Genomic DNA, 7,081 nt, shown 5'->3' with positions numbered 1-7,081 from the left:
GACCCCGCCCCCGTCGTCCCGCCACCGGGAGTCACGTTCGTACACGGAGTGCCGTCAGCAGCACCGTGCGGCGTCGCGCACTCCGGCTGCGCGACCGCGGCGGGAGCAAACGAAATCATCGCCGCGGCCGCGAGGGTGAGAACAGAACCAGTCGTGAACTTGAGCTTCATGCGGTGATGGCTTCCCGACCCAAGGGGGCGCGAAACCGCAATCAGCACAAGTCATTTCTCGATCACTTTTTCTTTTCGCTCAAAGGATCAGCTGGTTACGCTCAGCGGCGAGCGGCCCGGTTCACCGCCGACACCACCGCGCGCAGCGACGCCGTCGTGATCGAGGTCGCGATCCCGACACCCCACACGGTCTTGCCGTCGATCGAGGCCTCCACGTAGGCCGCGGCCTGGGCCTCCTCGCCCGAGGACATCGCGTGCTCGGAGTAGTCCAGCACGTTGACGTCGTAGCCGATCGCGCCCAGCGCGTCGACGAACGCAGCCAGCGGGCCGTTGCCGGCGCCGACGATCTCACGCTCGGCACCGTCGACCTTGACCACCGCGGTGATGGTGTCGGTCCCGCCGTCCACCTCGGCAGCGTCGACACGTTGCCGCATGCGCTCCAGCGGAGTGATCGGTGCCAGGTACTCCTCGTGGAATGCGTCCCACATCTCCTTGGGCGACACCTCGCCGCCCTCACCGTCCGTGATGGCCTGGATGGCCGCGGAGAACTCGATCTGCAGGCGCCGCGGCAGCGCCAATCCGTGGTCTGCCTTCATGATGTAGGCCACGCCACCCTTGCCGGACTGTGAGTTCACCCGGATCACAGCCTCGTAGGTGCGGCCGACGTCCTTCGGGTCGATCGGCAGGTAGGGCACCTGCCACAGGATGTCGTCGATATCCGAATCCTGTTCGTCGGCCGATACTTTCATCGCGTCCAGGCCCTTGTTGATCGCGTCCTGGTGGCTTCCGGAGAACGCGGTGTACACCAGATCGCCGCCGTAGGGATGCCGTTCGTGAACGGGCAGCTGATTGCAGTACTCGACGGTGCGGCGGATCTCGTCGATGTTCGAGAAGTCGATCTGCGGATCGACGCCGCGGGAGAACATGTTCAGCCCCAGCGTCACCAGGCACACGTTCCCGGTGCGCTCGCCGTTGCCGAACAGGCAGCCCTCGATGCGGTCCGCACCGGCCTGATAGCCCAATTCGGCTGCGGCGACGGCGGTTCCGCGGTCGTTGTGCGGGTGCAGGCTCAAGATGATGCTGTCCCGCGGGGTCAGGTGGCGATTCATCCACTCGATCGAGTCGGCGTACACGTTGGGTGTCGCCATCTCCACCGTCGCAGGCAGGTTCACGATCAGCGGCACCTCGGGCGTCGGCGCCACGATCTCGGCCACGGCGTTGCAGACCTCGACGGCGTAGTCCAGTTCGGTGCCGGTGTAGGACTCCGGCGAGTACTCGAAGCGCCACTGGGTGCCCGGGTATTTCTTGGCCTCTTCGACGCACATCCGTGCGCCGTCGGTGGCGATCTTCTTGACGGCGTCGCGGTCGGCGCGGAACACGACGCGGCGCTGCAGGATCGACGTCGAGTTGTAGAAGTGAACGATCGCGCGGGGGGCGCCCTCACAGGCCTTGAACGTCTTCTCGATCAGTTCGGGGCGGCACTGTGTCAGCACCTGGATCGTGACATCGTCGGGAATCGCGCCCTGCTCGATGATCTCGCGGACGAAGTCGAAGTCGGTCTGGCTGGCCGACGGGAAGCCGACCTCGATCTCCTTGTAGCCCATCCGGACCAGCAGGTCGAACATCCGGCGCTTGCGGGCGGGGCTCATGGGGTCGATCAGCGCCTGGTTGCCGTCGCGCAGGTCCACCGCGCACCACAGCGGCGCAACGTCGGTGACTTTGTCGGGCCATGTGCGGTCGGGCAGCGTGACGGGTTCCACCTCGGCGGCGAAGCTGCGATACCGGCTCACGGGCATCGCGGAGGCGCGCTGGGTGTTCCAGGATGGCTGGCCGTCGCGGCGGGGGCCGGCGGGCGTGGTGATGGTGCGTACCGAATGAAAGGCGTCGGGGGTGAAGTTCTCGGTCATGATGTGGGCTCCGGGTTTTATCGAGGAATCTCAGACCGGCGCATCGCGAATACCCGCGACGGGAGGCCAGTCTGGATCAGACCCCGTCGCGGCGTCCGAGAAGGAGCACCCGCTGCACGCGGTCGACTGTACTCCGGCGGGCGCGTCGGGCAAAACGGGTCCGCGGTTGTGCGGTGTCATCCGCAACACGCCGCGAGGGGCGGATGAGGACGCACACTCGGGGCGCTCAGACGTGGGAGTCGGGGAACGCGATCACCGACAGGAACCGGATTGGCAGCTCCACGAGGTCGACGGGGCCGTGGGCGCCCTCGCCGTCGAACTGCAGCGAGTCGCCGGGGTGCAGCCGGTAGACCGACCGGCTGTGGCTGTAGTCCATCACCCCTTCCTGCATGTAGATGAACTCGGTGCCCGGGTGCTGGAACAGCGGATACGTTCGGCTCTTCTCCGACAGCGTGACCTGCAGACACTCCAGTCGCTTGTGCTCGCCGCGCAGTGAGCCGAGCAGCTCGTAGTCATGGCCTTCGCGGGTGCCCTCCCGCACGATCCGCGCCCCGGTCCCGGCCCGCACGAACGCCGCGGGGCGCTCGACATCCGCGCCGCGGAACAGGCTCGTCACCGGCACGTCGAAGCCCTTGGCCAGCAGCGCCAGCGTGGACAGGCTGCAGGAGGTCTGCGCGTTCTCGATCTTGCTCATCATGGCCTTCGAGATGCCGACCCGGGCGGCGGTGTCGGCGACGGTGAGCCCCTGCTGGAGCCGCAGCAGCCGCACGTTGCGTCCGATCGCGGTCTCGATCTCCAGTTCGTCGACCGGCTCCTGCGGGTCGCGGTCCCGCGCGGTGCCGGACTTGTTGCGCAGCAGTGCTGCGTGATCGTCAGCTGAGGTCACAGCTCACCTGTCTAGCGCATCTGCCCGGCGCCGACGTAGGGGTACGGCGTCGTGAGCAGGTCCGCTTCGGCGAAGCGGGCCAGCCGGAAATCCGACGCCGGGATACGCGGGTCGCGGCTGTGGCCGTCGATCACCAGATCGGCGACGAGCCTGCCCACGGCCGGCGCGATCTTGAACCCGTGCCCGGAGAAGCCCGCGGCGACGAGCAGGCCGTCGACCCCGGTCCGAGAGATGACCGGGTTCCAGTCCGGTGTCACGTCGTAGCACCCCGCGTAGCTGCTGGTGATGACGGCGTCGGGGAAGCCGGGGAAGCGGGTGCCGACCTTGTCGACGGTGACGTCGACGAACTCTTCGGTCGCCCGGTTCAGATAGCCGTCCGGGTCGGCGGTCTGCGCATCGCTGAGATCGCTGTTGCCGAAGAGGATCTCCCCGCCGACCTCGGGGCGCACGTACTGCAGCGACACGAGGTCGGAGAACACCGGCACCGGGCCGAGGTCGACACCCGGGTCGATCAGCACGATCTGTTCGCGGACGACGCGGATCGGTACGTCGACGCCGTAGGGTGCCAGGAACGGCTGCGTCCACACCCCGGTCGCGACGACGACGGTGTCTGCGGCGACGGTGCTGCCGTCGCTCAGCGCCACCCCGGTCACGCGGTCGCCGTCGATGATCAATTCTGTTGCCGCGCAACCCTGCCGGATGCGCACACCGGCCGCGCGGGCCGTCGTGGCGAACGCCTGAGCGGTTTGGTAGGCGTCACCGTATCCGCCCCGCGCCTCGTAGCCGAAGGCTGCAAAGGGCTCCAGATCGGCGAACGGCCACATCTCGGCGACCTCGGCACGGTCGATCTCCTCGGTGTCCACGCCGACAGCGCGCTGCGCGGCGAGGCTCTTGCGCAGGGCGTCGACGTTGGGTTCGCCGACGCCGACGACGTAGCCGGTCTGGCGGAATCCGATGTCGCCGCCGAAGATCTCGGCGGCCTGCTCGAACACCTCGAGTCCATCGGCGGCCATCGCCGCCAGCGAGCTGACGCCGTAGTGGCAGCGCACGATACCGCTGGATTTCCCCGTCATACCGGAGCCGACGGTGCCGCGTTCGACGACGACGACGTCCGTCACGCCGCGCTGGGCCAACGCCCACGCGGCCGCGCAGCCCTCCAGCCCGCCGCCGACGATGACGACGTCGGCCGTGTTCACAGGCCCGGTATCCACGACGTGCCGGCCAGCGGAACCTTCGCCATCGCGGCGGCTTCGATGCTGACCGCGACCAGATCGTCGGGCTCGAGGTGGCAGACGTGGGACTTGCCGCAGGCGCGGGCGATCGTCTGCGCCTCCATGGTCAGCACCCGCAGGTAGTTGGCCAGCCGTCGGCCGGCGGCCACCGGGTCCAGGCGGGCGGCGAGCTCGGGATCCTGGGTGCTTATTCCCGCCGGATCGTTGCCGTCCTGGTAGTCGTCGTAGAAACCCGCTGCGCTGCCCAGCTTTTCGTAGTCGGCGGCATACCGGGGATGGTTGTCGCCCAGCGCGATCAGTGCTGCGGTGCCGATCGCGACGGCGTCGGCGCCCAAGGCCAGGGCCTTGGCGACGTCGGCACCGTTGCGAATACCGCCCGATACGATGAGTTGCACTTGTCTGTGCACCCCGAGTTCCTGCAGCGCCCGCACCGCCTCCGGGATCGCCGCAAGTGTCGGGATGCCGACGTGTTCGATGAACACTTCCTGGGTGGCGGCGGTGCCGCCCTGCATGCCGTCGACGACGACGACATCGGCGCCGGCATGCACCGCGAGCTTGACGTCGTAGTAGGTGCGGGTGGCGCCGACCTTGACGTAGATCGGCTTCTCCCAGTCGGTGATCTCCCGCAGCTCGTTGATCTTGATGGTCAGATCGTCGGGCCCGGTCCAGTCGGGATGGCGGCACGCCGAGCGCTGATCGATGCCCTGCGGCAGAGTGCGCATCGAGGCGACCCGTTCGGAGATCTTCTGGCCCAGCAGCATTCCGCCGCCACCAGGCTTGGCGCCCTGACCGAGGACCACCTCGATCGCATCCGCCTTGCGAAGGTCGTCGGGGTTCATGCCGTACCGCGACGGCAGGTACTGGTACACCAGATGCTTGCTCTGGCCCCGCTCCTCGGGCGTCATGCCGCCGTCGCCGGTGGTGGTCGACGTGCCGACCTCGCTGGCGCCGCGGCCCAGCGCCTCCTTGGCGGGCCCGGACAGGGCGCCGAAGCTCATACCGGCGATGGTGACCGGAATGGCTAGGTGCAGAGGGTGTTTGGCGTGTCGATCGCCCAGCACCACGTCGGTGGCGCAGCGTTCGCGGTAGCCCTCGAGCGGATACCGCGACATCGATGCGCCGAGGAACAGTAGATCGTCGAAGTGGGGGAGCCGGCGTTTAGCCCCCCACCCGCGGATGTCGTAGACGCCGGTGTCGGCGGCGCGCTGGATCGCGGCGATCGTGGCGCGGTCGAAGGTGGCGGACTCGCGCAGGCCGAGGCGCGCACGGTCGTCGGTGTCGGTCATCAGTAGCTCGCAGAGTTGTCGACGTGGAAGTGATACAGCGATCGCGCGGATCCGTAGCGGGTGTAGGTGGCGGTGTCGTCGTCCTCGAAACCCGCTGCCTTGAGCAGTTGTTCGAGCTCCTCGTGGTGTTCGGCGCGCATCGGCTTGGCCACGCAGTCGGCGCCGAGGGAGGCCACCTCGCCACGCACGTAGATGCGCGCCTCGTAGAGCGAGTCGCCGAGTGCCTCACCGGCGTCGCCGCGCACCACGAGCCGGCCGGCCTGAGCCATGAACGCGCTCATGTGTCCGACGTTGCCGCCCACGACGATGTCCACACCCTTCATCGAGATACCGCACCGCGCCGCGGCGTCGCCCTCGATCACCAGCAGGCCGCCGTGCGCCGTCGCACCCGCCGATTGCGAGGCGCTTCCCTTCACCCACACCGAGCCGCTCATCATGTTCTCCGCGACACCGGTGCCCGCATTGCCGTTGATCACGACATCGGCCTGCTGGTTCATGCCCGCGGCGTAGTACCCGACGTGGCCGTTGACGCTCACGCTGACCGGCGCGTCGAGGCCGACGGCGACGTTGTGGGCGCCGGCGGGATGGTCGATGACGAACTCGCCCTGCAGGTTCGGGGCGTGTAGCGCGGCGTTCACCTCGCGCAGCGGGGTGGTCTGGAGGTCGAATCTCGTTGCTATCTGCTCCATGCGTAAACGACCTCCGGTTCGGGTTCCCAGATACGTGCGTTCTCGACACCGGGAAGGCCTGACAGTGCGCGGTATTCACTGGCCATCGCCACCCAGTCGGGGGTTTCGGCGATCACCGCGGGTTTGCATGCGATGGCGTCGCGGACCACGGCGAACGAATCGCGGTTGGACACCAGCAGCGTGTAGAAGCCGTCGAAGGTCGCGCAGAGCTCCTTGAGGGCGCTCTCGACGTCGCGACCCTCCGACAACTGCGCCGCGATGAAACGCGCGCCGACTTCGGTGTCGTTCTCGCTGTCGAACACGACACCGCGAGCCCGCAGCTCGCGGCGGATGGTGGCGTGGTTGGCGAACGATCCGTTGTGGACCATGCACTGGCCCGGTCCGACGGCGTAGGGGTGGCAGCCCGACGGGGTGACCGCGGACTCGGTTGCCATCCGGGTGTGGCCGACGCCCTGCCAGCCCTGGGCGCCGGAGAGTCCCCATCCCTCGGTCAGCACTCGAGGATGCCCGACACCTTTGAGGACCGCCATGTCGGAACCGAAGCCGGCGACGATGGCGTGGGGGTAGCACGCTCTGACCGCCGCCAGCAGAGCCTCTGACGAGGTGTCGCAGGACAGCAGGTGACTGTCACCGACCGCCACCACCTCGACGGCGTCGAGGTCCTCGTCGAGGGCGACCGCGACGGTGCGCCGGACCAGCTCGACGTCCTCGGTGCGGCCGGTGCCGAGATCGGCCACCGACACGCAGCCCTGGCCCGGCGGGGACCATGTGGGATCGCCGTAGACGGCCACACCGGCGGAATCGCTTCCCCGGTCGCCCATTTCGCAGAGCATGCTGCTGAGCAGGGTGCCCAGGAGCGGATAGAGCTCGGGTGTGCGCAGATGCAACCCGACGATGCCACACATGGCGTC

Annotated in this window: 6 protein-coding genes; all 6 read right to left on the bottom strand. The window is 68.2% G+C overall.

Features of this window, described 5'->3' with window-relative positions; genetic code table 11:
• Positions 1-271 precede the first annotated feature (271 nt).
• Positions 272-2,077 carry a 2-isopropylmalate synthase gene (gene leuA / locus DMB80_RS19765; protein WP_111511411.1) on the bottom strand — a complete coding sequence of 602 codons (1,806 nt, stop codon included), beginning with the start codon at positions 2,075-2,077 and terminating at the stop codon, positions 272-274.
• A gap of 226 nt (positions 2,078-2,303) precedes the next feature.
• The gene (locus DMB80_RS19760) at positions 2,304-2,963 is read right to left on the bottom strand and encodes a helix-turn-helix domain-containing protein (protein ID WP_111511410.1); all 660 of its coding nucleotides are present in this window, start codon (positions 2,961-2,963) and stop codon (positions 2,304-2,306) included.
• An 11-nt stretch (positions 2,964-2,974) separates the two neighbouring features.
• A complete protein-coding gene (locus tag DMB80_RS19755; protein ID WP_111511409.1) occupies positions 2,975-4,159 on the bottom strand; it encodes an NAD(P)/FAD-dependent oxidoreductase in 1,185 nt (394 codons plus the stop codon).
• A complete protein-coding gene (locus DMB80_RS19750; protein ID WP_162938623.1) occupies positions 4,156-5,481 on the bottom strand; it encodes an FMN-binding glutamate synthase family protein in 1,326 nt (441 codons plus the stop codon). Before DMB80_RS19750 ends, DMB80_RS19755 begins: the two co-directional genes overlap by 4 nt.
• Complete coding sequence (locus tag DMB80_RS19745; protein ID WP_111511407.1) at positions 5,481-6,170, bottom strand: GltB/FmdC/FwdC-like GXGXG domain-containing protein; 690 nt, start codon at positions 6,168-6,170, stop codon at positions 5,481-5,483. The genes DMB80_RS19750 and DMB80_RS19745 overlap by 1 nt, the downstream gene beginning before the upstream one ends.
• Positions 6,158-7,075 (bottom strand): class II glutamine amidotransferase domain-containing protein, encoded by a 918-nt coding sequence (locus DMB80_RS19740; RefSeq protein ID WP_111511406.1) that lies wholly within the window; start codon positions 7,073-7,075, stop codon positions 6,158-6,160. The genes DMB80_RS19745 and DMB80_RS19740 overlap by 13 nt, the downstream gene beginning before the upstream one ends.
• Between the last annotated feature and the right edge of the window lie 6 nt (positions 7,076-7,081).

Origin of the sequence: Mycobacterium kyogaense (assembly GCF_003254575.1) — a bacterium.
GTDB lineage: Bacteria > Actinomycetota > Actinomycetes > Mycobacteriales > Mycobacteriaceae > Mycobacterium > Mycobacterium kyogaense.
This window is presented reverse-complemented; position numbering and strand designations above follow the sequence as displayed.